General features: G+C 62.9%; 12 protein-coding genes and 1 pseudogene. 8 read left to right on the top strand and 5 right to left on the bottom strand.

All coding sequences use genetic code 11. The features are described 5' to 3' along the window. Positions 1 to 125 precede the first annotated feature (125 nt). Positions 126 to 599 (bottom strand): VOC family protein, encoded by a 474-nt coding sequence (locus AC0L14_RS02980; protein ID WP_473484090.1) that lies wholly within the window; start codon positions 597 to 599, stop codon positions 126 to 128. Between the two features lie 253 nt (positions 600 to 852). Between AC0L14_RS02980 and ilvD the strand changes: the two genes are divergently transcribed. The 4 genes from ilvD (at position 853) to AC0L14_RS02960 (ending at position 5688) form a co-directional block, all read left to right on the top strand. After that, positions 853 to 2697: a dihydroxy-acid dehydratase gene (gene ilvD, locus AC0L14_RS02975; RefSeq protein ID WP_473484088.1), complete on the top strand. Its 1845-nt coding sequence runs from the start codon at positions 853 to 855 to the stop codon at positions 2695 to 2697. 235 nt (positions 2698 to 2932) lie between these two features. Next, positions 2933 to 4225, top strand: coding sequence for an amidohydrolase family protein (locus AC0L14_RS02970; RefSeq protein WP_473748605.1), 1293 nt, complete (start codon positions 2933 to 2935; stop codon positions 4223 to 4225). 114 nt (positions 4226 to 4339) lie between these two features. After that, complete coding sequence (locus AC0L14_RS02965) at positions 4340 to 4594, top strand: hypothetical protein (RefSeq protein WP_473748604.1); 255 nt, start codon at positions 4340 to 4342, stop codon at positions 4592 to 4594. Between the two features lie 173 nt (positions 4595 to 4767). Beyond that, on the top strand, positions 4768 to 5688 hold the full coding sequence (locus AC0L14_RS02960; protein WP_473748603.1) for a DMT family transporter: 921 nt from the start codon (positions 4768 to 4770) through the stop codon (positions 5686 to 5688). A 42-nt stretch (positions 5689 to 5730) separates the two neighbouring features. On the opposite strand, the gene AC0L14_RS02955 is transcribed toward AC0L14_RS02960, so the two are convergent. Then, positions 5731 to 6633: a phosphotransferase gene (locus AC0L14_RS02955; RefSeq protein WP_473748602.1), complete on the bottom strand. Its 903-nt coding sequence runs from the start codon at positions 6631 to 6633 to the stop codon at positions 5731 to 5733. A 158-nt stretch (positions 6634 to 6791) separates the two neighbouring features. On the opposite strand from AC0L14_RS02955, the gene AC0L14_RS02950 reads away from it, so the two are divergent. Beyond that, the gene (locus AC0L14_RS02950; RefSeq protein WP_473748601.1) at positions 6792 to 7424 is read left to right on the top strand and encodes a class I SAM-dependent DNA methyltransferase; all 633 of its coding nucleotides are present in this window, start codon (positions 6792 to 6794) and stop codon (positions 7422 to 7424) included. A gap of 263 nt (positions 7425 to 7687) precedes the next feature. Here AC0L14_RS02950 and AC0L14_RS02945 read toward each other — a convergent pair whose 3' ends face one another. Then, the gene (locus tag AC0L14_RS02945; RefSeq protein ID WP_473748600.1) at positions 7688 to 8683 is read right to left on the bottom strand and encodes a class I SAM-dependent methyltransferase; all 996 of its coding nucleotides are present in this window, start codon (positions 8681 to 8683) and stop codon (positions 7688 to 7690) included. A gap of 156 nt (positions 8684 to 8839) precedes the next feature. Between AC0L14_RS02945 and AC0L14_RS02940 the strand changes: the two are divergent. Next, positions 8840 to 8974: pseudogene (locus AC0L14_RS02940) on the top strand (class I SAM-dependent DNA methyltransferase); the annotation flags it as partial. Between the two features lies 1 nt (position 8975). Here AC0L14_RS02940 and AC0L14_RS02935 read toward each other — a convergent pair. Then, positions 8976 to 11429, bottom strand: a complete 2454-nt coding sequence (locus AC0L14_RS02935) for a GcvT family protein (protein WP_473748599.1) — start codon at positions 11427 to 11429, stop codon at positions 8976 to 8978. Then, positions 11426 to 12310: a phosphotransferase gene (locus tag AC0L14_RS02930; RefSeq protein WP_473748696.1), complete on the bottom strand. Its 885-nt coding sequence runs from the start codon at positions 12308 to 12310 to the stop codon at positions 11426 to 11428. The genes AC0L14_RS02935 and AC0L14_RS02930 overlap by 4 nt, the downstream gene beginning before the upstream one ends. Positions 12311 to 12736: 426 nt before the next feature. On the opposite strand from AC0L14_RS02930, the gene AC0L14_RS02925 reads away from it, so the two are divergent. After that, positions 12737 to 13513, top strand: a complete 777-nt coding sequence (locus tag AC0L14_RS02925) for a DeoR/GlpR family DNA-binding transcription regulator (protein WP_473484070.1) — start codon at positions 12737 to 12739, stop codon at positions 13511 to 13513. A 65-nt stretch (positions 13514 to 13578) separates the two neighbouring features. Further along, positions 13579 to 14505: a LysR family transcriptional regulator gene (locus AC0L14_RS02920; protein WP_123146441.1), complete on the top strand. Its 927-nt coding sequence runs from the start codon at positions 13579 to 13581 to the stop codon at positions 14503 to 14505. The last annotated feature ends 10 nt before the right edge of the window (positions 14506 to 14515 follow it).

Raw genomic sequence — 14515 nt, 5'->3', positions numbered from 1 at the left:
GTGAAACGTCGAAGGGTTCTAGGCGTTTACCTCTTCAAGGTAGCGATCCTTCCAGCACCCCTCATCCGACCGAGCTTCGCTCGGCCACCTTCTTCCACAAGGGGAGAAGGGGAGGTCGCCTTCCCTCAGCCCTTGGCTGCCTCTTCGATCTTGGCGATGTCGATCTTGGTCATTTGCATCATCGCCTGCATGACACGGCCGGCCTTTTCTGTGTCGGGGTCCTGCAGCAGCCTCGGCAATTGCTCCGGCACGACCTGCCAGGAGACGCCGAATTTGTCCTTCAGCCAGCTGCACTGGCTGGGCTCGCCACCGCCCTCGATGAGCCTGTCCCAGAAATAGTCGACCTCCTCCTGCGTCTTGCAGTCGATGGAGAGCGAGACTGCCTCGGTGAACTTGAATTGCGGCCCGCCGTTGAGCGCCTGGAACTGCACGCCGTCGAGCTCGAAATAGGTCACCAGCACCTTGCCCTCATTATCGCCGCTGCCCTTGGGCCAGCGCATCACGCTCAGCACCTTCGAGTTCTTGAAGATGGAGATGTAGTGGTTCATGGCCTCTTCGGCCTGGTCGTCGAACCACAGGCAGGGGGTGATCTTTTGCATTTGCTTGCTCCTCGGGCTGTTTTCGGTTGCTATCACGGTGAAACGGCTGGCTCCGAGAATGCTGCCATCCTCTTGCCGTTTGCCCAAGGACGGCTGCTCGGCACGCAATCCGACAGTGGTATCGAAATTTTCGAAAGAATCTGGCGCGGCGCAAAATTGTGGCCAGACCAGGCGTCGGCGTCTATAACGCCTGCGGTCGAATTCAGCGCCGCCGCGCTCCCATCGAGCGTCGCCGGCCAGTCAAGGAAAATTCATGCCTGCCTATCGCTCCCGCACCACCACCCATGGCCGCAACATGGCCGGCGCCCGCGGCCTGTGGCGCGCCACCGGCATGAAGGATTCCGATTTCGGCAAGCCGATCATCGCCGTAGTCAATTCCTTCACCCAGTTCGTTCCGGGCCATGTCCATTTGAAGGACCTCGGCCAGTTGATCGCCCGCGAGATCGAGAAGGCCGGCGGCGTGGCCAAGGAGTTCAACACCATCGCTGTCGACGACGGCATCGCCATGGGCCATGACGGCATGCTCTATTCGCTGCCGTCGCGCGAGCTGATCGCCGACTCGGTCGAGTACATGGTCAATGCCCACTGCGCCGACGCCATGGTCTGCATCTCCAATTGCGACAAGATCACGCCGGGCATGCTGATGGCGTCGCTGCGCCTCAACATCCCGACAGTCTTCGTCTCCGGCGGGCCGATGGAAGCCGGCAAAGTGGTGCTCGCCGGCAAGACGCAGGCGCTCGATCTGGTCGACGCCATGGTCGCTGCCGCTGACGACAAGATCTCCGACGAGGACGTAAAGACCATCGAGCGCTCGGCTTGCCCGACCTGCGGCTCCTGCTCGGGCATGTTCACCGCCAATTCGATGAACTGCCTGACCGAGGCGCTTGGCCTTTCGCTGCCCGGCAACGGTTCGACGCTGGCAACGCACGCCGACCGCAAGCGGCTGTTCGTGGAGGCCGGCCATCTGATCGTCGATCTCGCCCAGCGCTACTACGAGCAGGACGACGACACGGCGCTGCCGCGCAGCATCGCCTCGAAGGGCGCCTTCGAGAATGCGATGACGCTCGACATCGCCATGGGCGGCTCGACCAACACCGTGCTGCACATCCTGGCTGCCGCGCATGAGGGCGAGGTCGATTTCACCATGGAGGACATCGACCGGCTGTCGCGGCGCGTTCCGGTGCTGTGCAAGGTTGCGCCGGCCAAGGCCGACGTCCATATGGAGGACGTCCACCGCGCCGGCGGCATCATGGCGATCCTCGGTCAGCTCGACAACGCCGGACTGATCAACCGCGACCTGCCAACCGTGCACACCGCAAGTCTCGGCGAAGCGCTCGACCATTGGGATATCTCGCGCACGTCAAGCCAGAACGTTCGCGATTTCTTCCTTGCGGCACCAGGCGGCGTGCCGACGCAAGTCGCCTTCAGCCAGGACCGGCGCTGGGACGATCTCGACACGAACCGCGAAACCGGCGTTATCCGCTCGGTGGAGCATCCCTTTTCCAGGGACGGCGGCCTTGCCGTGCTCAAGGGCAATCTGGCACTGGACGGCTGCATCGTAAAAACCGCGGGCGTCGATGAATCGATCTTGAAATTCACCGGCCCGGCCAGGGTGTTCGAAAGCCAGGACGCCAGCGTCAAGGCGATCCTGTCCAACGAGATCAAGGCCGGCGATGTCGTCGTCATCCGCTACGAAGGGCCGCGCGGCGGCCCCGGCATGCAGGAAATGCTCTACCCGACCAGCTATTTGAAATCGAAGGGCCTCGGCAAAGCCTGCGCGCTGGTCACCGACGGCCGCTTTTCCGGCGGTACCTCCGGCCTGTCGATCGGCCATGCTTCTCCCGAGGCGGCGGAAGGCGGGCTGATTGGGCTGGTGCATGAGGGCGACACGATCGAGATCGATATCCCGAACCGCACCATCCGGCTTGCCGTCGACGATGCCGAACTGGCCGCCCGCCGCGCCGCGATGGAGGCAAAGGGAGCTGCCGCCTGGAAGCCAGAGGAAAAGCGCAAGCGCAAGGTGACGATGGCCTTGCGCGCCTACGCGTCGATGGCGACCAGTGCTGCAAAGGGTGCGGTAAGGTATGTGCCGGAATAGGTTCGCTTTTCCTTCTCCCCTTGTGGGAGAAGGTGGATTGGCGCGTAGCGCCAAGACGGTTGAGGGGTGCTGGACGGAGTGCCGCTGGTGCCAAGCTGGAGCACCCATCATCCGGCCGCGGAGCCTGTCCTCGGGCTTGCCGGAGGCAAGACCCGTGGGCGGCCACCTTCTCCCACAGGGGGAGAAGGGAGAGCCGCGGCTGAAGGTTCCGGCTTTTTGAACGAGGTGGCTTTAGATGGATTTTGACCTTATCGTCCGCGGCGGCACGCTGCCCGACGGCAGGATCGCCGATATCGGCATCATCGGCGAGACGATCGCGGCCATCGAGCCGGAGCTGAACGTTAGCGCGGGCACGGCGATCGACGCCCATGGCAATCTGATCTCGCCGCCTTTCGTCGATCCGCATTTTCACATGGACGCCACGCTCTCCCTGGGCATCCCGCGCATCAACACGTCGGGCACGCTTCTGGAAGGCATTTCGCTGTGGGGCGAGCTGAAGCCGCTGTTGACGCACGAAGCGGTGCGCGAGCGCGCGCTCGCCTATTGCGACTGGGCTGTCACAATGGGCCTGCTCGCCATCCGCACCCATGTCGATGTCTGCGATACCAGGTTGCTGGCGGTCGAAGCCCTGCTCGATGTGAAGAAGACGGTCGCGCCCTATATCGACCTGCAACTGGTCGCCTTCCCGCAGGATGGGTTTTATCGCTCGCCGACGGCGCGCGATAACACCATCCGGGCGCTCGACATGGGTGTAGACATCGTCGGCGGCATTCCGCATTTCGAGCGCACCATGGCCGACGGAACGCGTTCGGTGACGGAACTGTGCGAAATCGCGGCAAAGCGCGGCCTCATGGTCGACCTGCATTGCGACGAGACCGATGATCCGCTGTCGCGCCATATCGAACAACTGGCCTATGAGACGCAACGTCTCGGCCTGCAGGGCAGGGTCGCCGGCTCGCATCTCACTTCGATGCACTCGATGGACAATTACTATGTCTCGAAGCTGTTGCCGCTGATATCAGAGGCAGGCGTCTCGGCGATCCCCAATCCACTGATCAACATCATGCTGCAGGGTCGCCACGATACATTCCCCAAACGCCGCGGCCTGACGCGGGTCAAGGAAATGCTTGCCCACGGCATCCGCGTCGGTTGGGGTCAGGATTGCGTGCTTGACCCCTGGTATTCGCTGGGCACCGCCGACATGCTCGACGTCGCCTTCATGGGCCTTCACGTCGCCCAGATGTCGAGCCCGGCCGACATGGCACGCTGCTTCGACATGGTCACCAACGTCAACGCTGCCATCATGGGCCTCGACCATCTCGGCCTGGCGGTCGGCAAGCGCGCCAGTCTCGTCGTCCTCGATGCCGGCGATCCGGTCGAGGCCTTGCGTCTGCGTCCCGAGCGCCTCTGCGTCATCGCCAGGGGCAAGGTGGTGGCCGAGCGGGCCAGGCAGGAAACGCGGCTTTCGATCGCGGGACGGCCGGGAACAGTGAACCGCAGGCATCGCCGCCCACTTCACGACCAATAATTGGCAGGCCCGATAAGATGTTGAGCCTGCATCAGGCCGCACACGTCGATCAGATTGATAGGCCCTGATCTTAAGTCTACAGTCAGTCTCCACTTTTATGGCGAGGAGGACACGATGTGCCACAAGACGGCGATGGTGGTCGCGTTGGCGGCGACCTGTGCAGGCTGCATGACGGCCGAAGACCGTCGTGCCGCGGACGAGGCGAAATGCCGGTCCTACGGCTTCGTCAGGAAGAATGACGCCTTCGCCGAATGTCTGCAGCGCATCGATCTCGCGCGGCGCGCTGAGCTGAGAAGTGCGTCGGCTTTCGATCCTTGGGACCGGCCGGTGGTCTATCGTCCGGTCATCATTCGGCCACGGCCAAAGTAAGCGCAACCCTTAGCTTAGCCGCAGAGCGGCCATTCAAGCTGCGATCTGCGCCATAGGCCCAGCCGATTTCCGGCTCTGGTCTGGCCGGTCTCCCGATTTCCGCTCGTCAAAGCGGCTGCTTGCGTCTACGACGCTGCTCACCGAGCTTTCATGCGGGAGGAAGCGACATCGGCATGGCACAGCCACCAGCCCAGAATTCGACGATCAGGAACGTGCTTTTGGCCGGCATTCTGCTGATGCTGGCCGGCGATTTCCTGTTTGCGTTGAACGATGCGATGGGCAAATGGCTGGTCGCCAGCTTTTCCGTCGGCCAGGTCGTGCTGATCCGTTCCATCGGCGCGTTTTTCGTGCTCGGCCCGATGGTCGCGCGTCAAGGCACGGGCAAGCTGTTCCGCATGGAGCGCCTGGAACTGCAGGTCTTGCGCGTCGTCATGACGACGCTCGACACGGCGCTGTTCTATGCCGCCGTCGTCTACCTGCCGCTCGCCGACGTCATGAGCTTCTACATGGCCGGACCGATCTACGTGGCGGCGCTGTCGCACCTGTTGCTCGGTGAAAAGGTCGGCTGGCGCCGCTGGATGGCGATCCTGGTCGGCTTCTGCGGCGTGCTGATCATGCTCAAACCGTCCTCGGCCGCGTTTTCGCTATCGTCGACCTTCGCGCTGGCCGGAAGCATTTCATTCGCCTTCGCCATCATCCTCAACCGGCGGTTGCGTGGCACCAGCGACACCTCGCTGGTTACCTGGCAAACCATCGGCACGTTGCTGGTCGGCGGGTTTCTCACCATTGGCAACTGGCAGACGCCGTCCTCGCTCGATTTCGGTGCCATGCTGCTTCTTGGCGTCGTCTCCTGCGGCGCGCATCTGATGATCACCAGGGCGCTGAAGCTGGCGCCCGCTTCGACACTGGCGCCGCTGCATTACAGCCTGCTGCTGTGGGCCGTGATCTTCGGGCTGGCCTTCTTCGGCGACATGCCCGGCCCGCGCATCCTGATCGGCTCGGGCATCATCGTGCTGGCCGGCCTGTTCATCTTCCATCGCCAGAAAGTGGTCGACACGGTGCCGCCGGAAAACGTGCCGAAAGGCGTCAACTAGGGTCCAGATTTCTGGTACCTTAAGGTTCAGATTTTTTGGTACTTAACCCGCGCGCACCGCCGCCAGATGCCTTGAGAAGTCGGCCGTCTCCATCAGCGTCCTGCAGCGTGAAAAGCGACCGTCGGCATAGGCGCGGAAATCGTCGACCGGATTGCTGTTGGCAAGCTGGATCAGCCCCCACAGCGTCCACAAGAGATCGCACATCGCCTTGTAGATGACGATGCGGCCGCGCTCCGCCGGCGTTGGCTCGCCACCGAAATAGGCGCCTATCATCTCTTCCTCCTGCGCCGTATCAAACTGTCCTTCGACGCTGAGGTCGCCGAGATCCCAGAGCGGATCGTTCATGCCGGAATATTCCCAGTCGACGATCCACATCCTGTCGCCCGTATCGAGGAAGTTTTCGCACAGCGGGTCACAGTGGCAGGCGACGAGAGGCAGGGGATGCGCGGCTAGCGCCGAGCGCACGGTTTCCGCCTCGAGCACGACGTCGTGGTAACCGGCAGGCAGGGCGACGTCCTTGGTCGACAACACCTTCAGATAATCGTCGATCATCGCAAAAAGCTCGAAGCGGAAGGGAAATACCGCGCCGGATGTATGCAGTCTGCGAAAGGCCTTGCCGGCACGCGCCGGACTGCCCGGCCGGGTCTTGAATTTTTCCGGCGACATCGTCTCGGCGCCGACGACGAAACGCGTCACCATCACGCCTGTCTCGCCGTCGACATGCAGCAGCTCGGGGCTGACGCCGGCCTTGGCGGCTTCCCGTGCCGCCACCGCCTCGTTGGCGCGGTTGATATACTCCTCTGTGCCTTTGCCGGGAATCCGCAGGCAGACATCTCCAGCCCTGAAGACGAGGTTGGTGAGGCCGCCAAGCCGCTCCAGCGGTCCCTCGTAGCCGGCCAGCACCGGAATGGCTGCAAGCGCCGCGCGTGCTTCCTCGTTCACCATCGCTTCCGCCCCTTCACGTCTTTATTTGTGGCGACGACGGTTCCACAAATTTCGCCGTTTGGCTATCATCGGATGGTATGCGATTCACGCCAGCGCTGCGCCGTCCTGTCGGACGCGCAAGGGCGCTGCAGCACTTCGATTTTGCGGACAGGACTGCGATGGCGGACAGGAAAAATGAAGGCGCGCTCGCCGCGGCCTATGCAGCGAAGCGGCCTGAAGAAGTGGCGGCGCTCTACGACCGCTGGTCCGACACCTACGACGCCGACATGTCGGCGGCCGGTTATCGCCATCCGACCATCTGCCTTGCCCTGCTTGCCCGCCACCTGCCGCGCGGCGCGGCACCACTCCTCGATGCCGGCGCCGGCACCGGGCTCATCGGCGAGTGGCTGAAGATCGCGGGCTATTCGCAGGTCGAGGCGCTCGACATTTCCGAGGGCATGCTGGCCCAGGCAGCTCGCAAGGGCGTCTATTCGGCGCTTCACTGTCTGGCGCTCGGCGGACCGCTGCCTTTCGCGGATGACGCCTATGCCGGCATCATATCGGCCGGCGTCTTCACCTCGGGCCATGTCGGCGCCGAGGGGCTCGACGAACTGATCCGTATCTGCCGGCCGGGCGGGATAATCGTGCTGACGGTCAAGAACACGCTATGGGACGCCGGCTTTTCCGCACGGATCGCCGACCTCGAGGCGAAGGGCGTCGTTACGCGCGCCGAGGAGACGTCGCCCTATGTCTCCATGCCGGGCGAGGCCGACACGGTGCCCAGCCGCGGCCTCGTTCTGCGCGTGAGCTGATCATTCTTCCATTCCCCTCGTTAAGGTTCCCGTGCGCTCGATGCCACCAAAAGTGATACTGCTGGCGAAGCCAATTTGGCCGCGGCTAGACAATTGACAGCCCGAGTTTACAAGCAACATGTTGCCCCCGAACTGGGCTTATTTCCGACTTCGCCAGCAGTATCAAAAGTGCCCAAGAGGCGACCTCCTTTACGCCTCCGGGGAAGTCAGGCGGCTTGCAGCCGTCGGTGAAGGTGCGTCAACGCCGCCGTCTGTCCGACATTTCATTGGATTATCCTCCTCAGCACTGCCTTCACAGGGCCGGGCAGGAACCTGCTCAATCGCGACCGCAGACCTCTCGACCTTCTGCGCGACACTCCGGGAATGCACGGGAGCTGCTCGATATACTCTGGCCTTTCGGGGCGATCGATCTCGGGCGATGCGTCCGTAATGGGCGAGGAGAGCAGTGGCTGACTCCGCCCTTTGATAGCAACCAGGGTGATGCGATCCCTCCAGACGACATGCCTGTCCCCTCCTGCAGCCAGCGGCCAGTTGGGATTATGATACTCGTAGGGGTTCAAGCACTCGTAGACGGACGTGAAGCCCACGTGTCGGAGTAGGTTGCAGAGCGATGCACGCGTGAAGAGGAAGGCCTTCGGGTTGTCGAGCGAGTTCCAGAGCTCTGCCAGCTTCTCCTCGGAGGTCGCATCAGTATCGTGTTCCTTGCCATACCTGCCCCAGTAGGTCTTCCCCTTCCAAGTGTACGACGCTTCGTCGCTGAGGCTGATATGGGTATCGATTATTGATATCTTTCCGCAAACCTTCGAGATTCTCTCCACGAAGTCCATGACATCCGGAGCATCCAAGTGATAAAGGATCCCCAAACATAGAACAACATCGAAACGACCATGGCGCTCCTCGTCGAGGTTGCGCACGTCATTTAGGGCGAGTTCGAGGTTGTCCAGGGAGAGTACCTCCTTAGCGAAGTGCACCTTCTCAAGGTTCGCCTCCCGACCCTCGATGGCGAGCACGTCGGCCCCATGGAGCGCGAACTCGATCCCGTATTGCCCCTCGAGACACGCCAGGTCCAGAACGCGAAGCTTCTCCAACGGCTTCCCCGCAAGATCTGCAGCGATCTGCACGAAGCGCCTCAATCGGGCGTCCCAGTGCGGCTCATCGAACGTGTCAATTTGATCGGCCAGATGGATGGAACCTGCCGTCCAGGGGCCGAACCTTTCGATAATCTTCTGCTTTTTCTCCTTGATTTCGTTTATTTGCATATTGTGCCCTCGTCATAGAAAAACAGTCTCGAACGTGTAGACTCCAGGGGAAATGCTAGACAAGTTTCAGGAAAAGTGAATAGGATGTTATCCTCAGTAACCCTAGAGCGGTTCTCGATCTGACGCACGGACTCAAGCTCAATGCTTATAGGCGCCGGCTTTTCCGCACGGATCGCCGACCTCGAGGCGAAGGGCGTCGTTACGCGCGCCGAGGAGACGTCGCCCTATGTCTCCATGCCGGGCGAGGCGGACACCGTGCCCAGCCGCGGCCTCGTTCTGCGCGTGAACTGATCTAGGCTCCGATTCTTGCTCCCGCCGGATCGTAAAGCGGCTCGAGATGGATTTTTGCCGGCGTCCGTTCCATCGCCACCACCAGCTCGTAGTCGCCGGAGGCGAGGAAATCGTCGCTGACGCCGTCGGCGTTGCGCACATAGCCGTAGCCGATGTTCTTGCCGACCGTGTAGCCATAGCCGCCGCTGGTCAGGTAGCCGACCGGCTCGCTGTTGCGCAAGATCGTCTCGCGCCCGAGCAGCACGATTTCGCAATCATCGACGGTGAAGCCGGCAAAGCGTTTTTTCAGCGCGGCGCCGCTGATCTCTTCCAGCGCCCGCCGCCCGAGAAAATCGGTATTCTTGCGGAGCTTCACCGCCCAGCCGAGGCCGGCCTCCTGCGGCGTGTCGTTGGGCGTAATGTCGGAGCCCCAGGCGCGGTAGCCTTTTTCCAGCCGCAGCGATTCCAGCGCCCGGTAGCCGACCGGGCGGATGCTGTGCTTCTCGCCCGCCGCCATCAGCGCGTCGAAGATCTCGCCCGTTGCCGCGATCGGCACATGCAGCTCCCAGCCGAGCTCGCCGACATAGGTGACGCGCAGCGCCCGGACTGTGTGGCCGGCGATCGAGATTTCCCGCACATGTCCGAACGGGAACGCGGTGTTTGACACATCCGCATCGGTCACCGCAGCCAGCACGTCGCGGGCGCGCGGCCCCATCAGCGACAGCGTGCCGAAATCCTCGGTGACATCGGTGAGCGTCACGTCGAGCTCGTTGCCGACATGGTCGCCGATCCACGAGAAGTCATGCGTCCTAAAACCGGTGCCGGTGACGACGTAGAATCGTTCTTCGCCGAGCCGAGCCACGGTCAGGTCGGCCTCGATGCCGCCGCGCGTGTTGAGAAGCTGCGTGTAGGTCAGCCGGCCGACCGGCTTGGCGACGTCGTTGGCGCAGATCCAGTCGAGCGCCTTCAGCGCGTCCGCCCCGGTCAGTTCATATTTGGCGAAGGACGACTGGTCGAAGATGCCGACGTTCTCGCGCACGTGCCGGTGCTCGTCGCCGACCGGCAAAAACCAGCTCTGCCGGCCCATCGAATAGATGTCCTTCGGCTCGACGCCTTCGGGCGCGAACCAGTTCGGCCGCTCCCAACCGAGTTTGGAGCCGAACACGGCGCGATGCTTTTGCAGCCGTTCGTAGAGCGGCGACACGATCCGTGGCCGGCCCGTGACATACTCCTCATGCGGGAAGCCGATCGTATAGTGCTTGCCATAGGCTTCCAGCGTGCGGTCGCGGACCCATAGCCGGTCGCGGTGCAAGTCGGAAAAGCGTCTGATATCGACCACCCACAGATCGAGTGGCGCCTCGCCGTCGACCACCCACTGCGCCAGCACCCAGCCGGCGCCGCCGCCCGCCGCGATGCCGAAGGCGTTGAAGCCGGCGCCGACGAACATGTTGGCGCATTCGGGTGCCACGCCGAGAATGAAATTGCCGTCCGGCGTGAAACTCTCCGGCCCGTTGATCATCTGCTTGACGCCGACGGTTTCGAGCGCCGGAACCCGCGCGATCGCCTGGTTCATATGCTGCTCGAAATGATCGTAATCGTCGTCGAACAGCCGGAACTCCCAGTCATCAGGGACATCACCGCCGGGAAGATCGGTCGTCCAGGCTTGCGGGTTCGGCTCATAGCCGCCCATCACCAGCCCGCCGACCTCCTCCTTGAAATAGATGCGCCGGTCGGGGTCGCGGATCGTCGGCGCATCGGTCGCCAACCCGTCTATTCTTTCGGTGATGATGTACTGGTGCTTGACCGGCTGCAGCGGCACATTGATGCCGGCTAGCGTACCCACCTGGCGCGCCCATTGCCCGGCACAGTTCACCACCTTGTCGCAGGCGATATCGCCCTTGTTGGTCTTTACCGCGGTGATGCGGCCATCCTGTATGTCGAAGCCGGTGACGCGGATATCCTCGAACAGCCTGGCACCGTGCATGCGAGCGCCTTTGGCCAGCGACTGCGTGATATCGGAAGGGCTTGCCTGGCCGTCGGTCGGCAGCCAGCTGGCGCCGACGAGATCGCCGGTTTCCAGCAGCGGCCACATTGTCTTGACCTCGGCCGGTGACAGCAACTGCATATCCATGCCGAAGCTTTTCGCCGTCGTCGCCAGCCTCTTGTACTCGATCCAGCGGTCGGCATTGGTGGCGAGCCTGAGGCACCCGGTCATCTTCCAGCCGGTGGCCAGCCCGGTTTCGGCTTCCAGCCCCTTGTAGAGATCGACCGAATATTTGAGCACGCGGGTGATAGAGGCCGACGAGCGCAACTGCCCGACCAGCCCCGCCGCATGCCAGGTGGAGCCCGAAGTCAGCTTGCCCTGTTCCAAAAGTACGACATCGGCCTTGTGGTCACGCGCCAGATGATAAGCCGTCGAACAGCCGATTATGCCGCCGCCGATGACGACGATCTCGGCGTGGGCGGGCAATTTCATGATTTCTGTCCGTATTTTGTTCGGTAGTTTTCCAGCGCGGCATCGAGCCGCGTCAGGTTTTCGTCGGTATAGGCAACGTAGTCGATGCCGGGCGCGTCGAGATAAAGTTCGGAAACCATGCTCCACATCGCCTCGCGCAGCAGCGATGCGCATTGCATGGCCGCATGTGAGCGGCGGATCGCCTCATCCGGCTCCTTCATGAAATAGGCGGTCAGGAAGGCGAATGACTCCTCGTCGTTCATGCTGGCGTTCGATGCGACACCGGCAAGGTCGAACATCGCCGTGTTGAAGCCGGCATACTCAAAATCGATCAGCCACAGCCTATGGCCATCGTCGAGGATATTAGCCGGCAAAAGGTCATTGTGACCGAAGACGATCGGCAGCAGTTTCTGCGCCCGTTCGAGCTCGTCCGCAAGTGTCAGCAGCCGCGGCAGCTCGCTTCGCATGCGGCTACCGGCTTCCTCCAGCGTGCGCGCATAGTCGCGGATGACATGGAATACCCAGAACATGAAGCCGGCGCCGGAGACATGATTGGGCATCTCCCGATGGAAGCCGCGCATCAGGGCGGCAACGCGGCCGATATTGGCGCGTACGTCCTCGGCGACAAAAGTCTTGGCGCCGAGAAACTCCGTCACCAAGATGCCGGGCTCGGAATAGCGGACAGCCGGCGCGAAGCCGGCGGCATGGGCCGCGCGCGCGGTCATCACCTCGCGCTCGCGAAAGACGTGGTGGAACGGAAAGTCCTGGCCGAAGCGGACGACATGCCGTCCGACCGCGTCCTCGACCAGATAGTTGGCGTTGCTTAGGCCGCCCGGCAGCGGCGCGATCTCGATGCTGCCAGTCCAGCAGGGCAGGGCGCGGATGCGGTCCTCGGCGGTCACGGGTCCATCTCTCATTGCGCGGGGTTCAAGGCGCCACGGGGGACACAAAGCTGGCGGCCGGCAGGAGGGCGAAATGCGAAGTTCTCGTCGGTGCGGGATCCCGGGATCGGTATCCCGCACCGCACCGACGAGCCCCTGTGCCGGGTTCTTCGACTCCGGCATCCGCCCCCGCGGATTCGAAAAATTCCTTTTCCCTTGCGCCAGACGACTTTCCAGCCGTTCGGGCAGGCGAATCTTGGTGCGGCTCTGCCATCGTTCTCCCGTGGCAGTTCCGAGCCTGTCACGAAACCAGTGTCACGCCATGTGATCCGGCTTGTCAACGAAAACTTGTGGCTTTTTGCCCGAAACCACAAGGATTTCTTGTAAGCTGTGGCCGATTTGCCTTAGAAGCGGTCAGCAGCGCAACAATCCGATTGGGCGAACCCGATGATCCATTCGAAGCGGCATGGCGAAATCCTGCGTCTCTTGCATGAAGAGGGCACTGTCACCATCGCCAGTCTGGCCGACCGGCTGGGCGTCTCGCTGGAGACCGTGCGCCGCGACGTCAAGCCGCTGACCAGTGACGGTTCGATCCTGAAGATGCATGGCGCAGTCGGCCTGCCGTCGATGGCCGGCGAGGCGCCGTTCGAGCGGCGCATGCGCGAGAATGCCGATGCCAAGCGCGCCATCGCCCGCATCGTTGCCGCGACCATCCGCGACGGCGAATCGATCATGCTCGACACCGGCACCACCACCTCTTTCCTGGCCCGCGAGCTGCTCGGACACCGGCGGTTGACGGTGGTTACCAATTCCTCCGACATCGCCCGCACGCTGGCCACCGTCAACGGCAACAAGGTCTACATGGCCGGTGGCGAATTGCGCAGCGATTCGGGCGCCGCCTTCGGCGTCTCGGCGATCGAATTCGTCAGCCGCTTTTCCGTCAGCCATGCGGTGATCTCCACCGGCGCGGTCGATGCCGTCACGGGCGTGATGGACTATGATCTGGAAGAGGCGGAATTCGCCCGCATGGTGCTGTCGCGCGGCCAGCGCTCGCTCGTCGTCACCGACCACACCAAGTTCGGTCGCCAGGGCCTGGTCCAGGTCTGCGGCCTCGACGGTTTTTCCGAACTCGTCACCGATCGGCCGCCGCCGCGCGCCATCGCCGCCGCCCTTGGGCAAGCGGGCGCACGGCTCAGCATTGTCGGCGACGAAAGCGGGATCTGATCTGACCAGAGCAGTAAAGCGGTGGGCGGCTTTTCTTCCTTACCGTCCCGGTGTTTAGTCCGGTCATGGCCTTCACAATCCGTCAATTGCAGTTCTTCATCGCCGTCGCCGAGCAAGGCACGGTGTCTGGCGCCGCCCAGAACCTGTCCATCTCGCAATCGTCGGTCACCGAGGCGATCAAGGAGCTCGAAGGCGATCTCGGCGTCGAACTGTTCGAGCGCCATCCGCGCGGCCTCAACATCACCCACAAGGGCCATCAGTTCCTGCGCCATGCGACAAAGATCCTTGCCGACGTTTCCGATGCGCGCCGCGCCTTCTTCGGCGAGCAAGCGGCGGCGGGCGGCCGGCTGCAGCTCGGTGTCACCTCGCTGGTCGCCGGCTATGTGCTGTCCGACCTTCTCGCCCGCTATCGTCGCGCGTATCCGGGCGTCGAGATCTCGGCCATCGAGGACAATGGCGATTACCTCGAACATCTCCTGATCGGCGGCAAGCTCGACATCGCCGTTATGGTCACCTCGAACCTGCGCGACCGCACCGCCTTGCAGTCCGAAATTCTCGAAGTCTCGGCCTACCGGCTATGGCTGCCGCTCGGCCACCCGCTGGCCGGCGCCGACATCATCGGCATTGGCGACATCGCCTCGGAGCCGCTGATCATGCTGACCGTCGACGAGATCGAAGAGAATACCGGAAAACTGCTGGCGGCGATCGGCGCCAAGCCGCATGTCGCCTTCCGCACCCGCTCTGTCGAAGCGGTGCGCAGCCTCGTCGCCACCGGCGCCGGTGTGGCGTTGCTGCCCGACCTCGTCTACCGGCCATGGTCGCTCGAAGGCGACCGCATCGAATCGCGCGATATTTCGGGCTCCTTGCCGGTGGTCCAGGTCGGCATGGTCTGGCGGCGCGGCTCCGGCCTGCCGCAGGCCGCACGCGACTTCATCGGGCTTGCCCAGTCCCAGCGCATGGTCCGTCAGCGGCCGGAGAAGATTGGACGTTAATCTATCGGAA

Source organism: Mesorhizobium sp. WSM4841 (assembly GCF_055811515.1).
Note: the sequence above shows the minus strand (reverse complement) of the source record. Positions and strands in the feature narration are given on the sequence as shown.

Bases quoted from the DNA above. Each gene is read 5' to 3' on its own strand.
- AC0L14_RS02980 (WP_473484090.1), bottom strand. From the start codon at position 599: ATGCAAAAGATCACCCCCTGCCTGTGGTTCGACGACCAGGCCGAAGAG.
- ilvD (WP_473484088.1), top strand. From the start codon at position 853: ATGCCTGCCTATCGCTCCCGCACCACCACCCATGGCCGCAACATGGCC.
- AC0L14_RS02970 (WP_473748605.1), top strand. From the start codon at position 2,933: ATGGATTTTGACCTTATCGTCCGCGGCGGCACGCTGCCCGACGGCAGG.
- AC0L14_RS02965 (WP_473748604.1), top strand. From the start codon at position 4,340: ATGTGCCACAAGACGGCGATGGTGGTCGCGTTGGCGGCGACCTGTGCA.
- AC0L14_RS02960 (WP_473748603.1), top strand. From the start codon at position 4,768: ATGGCACAGCCACCAGCCCAGAATTCGACGATCAGGAACGTGCTTTTG.
- AC0L14_RS02955 (WP_473748602.1), bottom strand. From the start codon at position 6,633: ATGGTGAACGAGGAAGCACGCGCGGCGCTTGCAGCCATTCCGGTGCTG.
- AC0L14_RS02950 (WP_473748601.1), top strand. From the start codon at position 6,792: ATGGCGGACAGGAAAAATGAAGGCGCGCTCGCCGCGGCCTATGCAGCG.
- AC0L14_RS02945 (WP_473748600.1), bottom strand. From the start codon at position 8,683: ATGCAAATAAACGAAATCAAGGAGAAAAAGCAGAAGATTATCGAAAGG.
- AC0L14_RS02935 (WP_473748599.1), bottom strand. From the start codon at position 11,429: ATGAAATTGCCCGCCCACGCCGAGATCGTCGTCATCGGCGGCGGCATA.
- AC0L14_RS02925 (WP_473484070.1), top strand. From the start codon at position 12,737: ATGATCCATTCGAAGCGGCATGGCGAAATCCTGCGTCTCTTGCATGAA.
- AC0L14_RS02920 (WP_123146441.1), top strand. From the start codon at position 13,579: ATGGCCTTCACAATCCGTCAATTGCAGTTCTTCATCGCCGTCGCCGAG.